This is a genomic window from Virgisporangium aliadipatigenens (assembly GCF_016863615.1).
Taxonomy (GTDB): Bacteria; Actinomycetota; Actinomycetes; order Mycobacteriales; family Micromonosporaceae; genus Virgisporangium; species Virgisporangium aliadipatigenens.
Genome location: NZ_BOPF01000107.1, coordinates 1 through 790 on the forward strand (window position 1 = coordinate 1; position 790 = coordinate 790).

Sequence of the window (790 nt, forward strand, 5' to 3'; positions counted from 1 at the left end):
TTTCGTCTGATCTAACGCGGCCAGGTCACCGGGACGACCCGCACATGTGCGTCCAGGCCCGCGAAATCCTTCGGGTTGGTGGTGAACAGCGGCAGCCTGCTCGCGGCGGCCGTCGACGCGATCATCAGGTCGGCAAAGCGACCACGTGGGTTGCGCCCTGCGGCAAGCACGCTTGCGGTGATGAGCCCGAACAAGCGGGCGGCGGCAGTGTCGAAGGGCAGCGGGTCGAATGTGGCCTCGACATGCTGGAGCAGGGAAGTCCGACGGGCTCGTTCGGTGGGTTCCGGAGCATGGTGCGGACCGGTGGACAGCTCTGCCAGCGTCACCGCACTGATGACCATCTCGTCGGGCAATTCGGCCGGGTCAAGTTGGTTGAGAAGGATCACGACATTGGTATCGATCAGCCCTCGCGTAGGCGGGTTACCACTCACGCGAGGGCAGGTCCTGGTCAAGGACGGCATCGAGGCTTGCGCGGAATGCGTCCGGATCAATTGTCGGGGCCGTCGCGAACGCTGCGAGCACCTCGGCACGCGGCACAAATGTCCGGCGGCGGAGCGGTATCAGGCGACCGATCGGCGTGCCGTTACGGGTGATCGTGTAGGACTCCCCGCGTTCGACATTCCGCATGATCTCACTTGAATCGTTGCGTAGCTCTCTCTGCGTGATATGGCGAGATGCCGGGTCCGTCATGCCCCGACGCTACAAGACGCTACAAGGCGCTACAAGGCGCTACAGCTATGAGTTGGGTTCGAGTCGGACGGAGATGCTGTTGACGCAGTGTCGGGTGTTC

2 protein-coding genes are annotated in these 790 nt (G+C 63.4%); both read right to left on the reverse strand.

What is annotated here, in order from left to right; translation table 11 throughout:
- Nucleotides 1–11: 11 nt before the first annotated feature.
- Nucleotides 12–461, reverse strand: coding sequence for a type II toxin-antitoxin system VapC family toxin (locus Val02_RS46975; protein ID WP_275415693.1), 450 nt, complete (start codon nt 459–461; stop codon nt 12–14).
- Nucleotides 421–690, reverse strand: a complete 270-nt coding sequence (locus tag Val02_RS46980) for a type II toxin-antitoxin system Phd/YefM family antitoxin (RefSeq protein ID WP_203905891.1) — start codon at nt 688–690, stop codon at nt 421–423. The genes Val02_RS46975 and Val02_RS46980 overlap by 41 nt, the downstream gene beginning before the upstream one ends.
- Nucleotides 691–790: the final 100 nt, after the last annotated feature.

Excerpts from the sequence above, each read along its gene's own strand:
- Val02_RS46975 (WP_275415693.1), bottom strand. The coding sequence starts at position 461 with ATGCCGTCCTTGACCAGGACCTGCCCTCGCGTGAGTGGTAACCCGCCT.
- Val02_RS46980 (WP_203905891.1), bottom strand. The coding sequence starts at position 690 with ATGACGGACCCGGCATCTCGCCATATCACGCAGAGAGAGCTACGCAAC.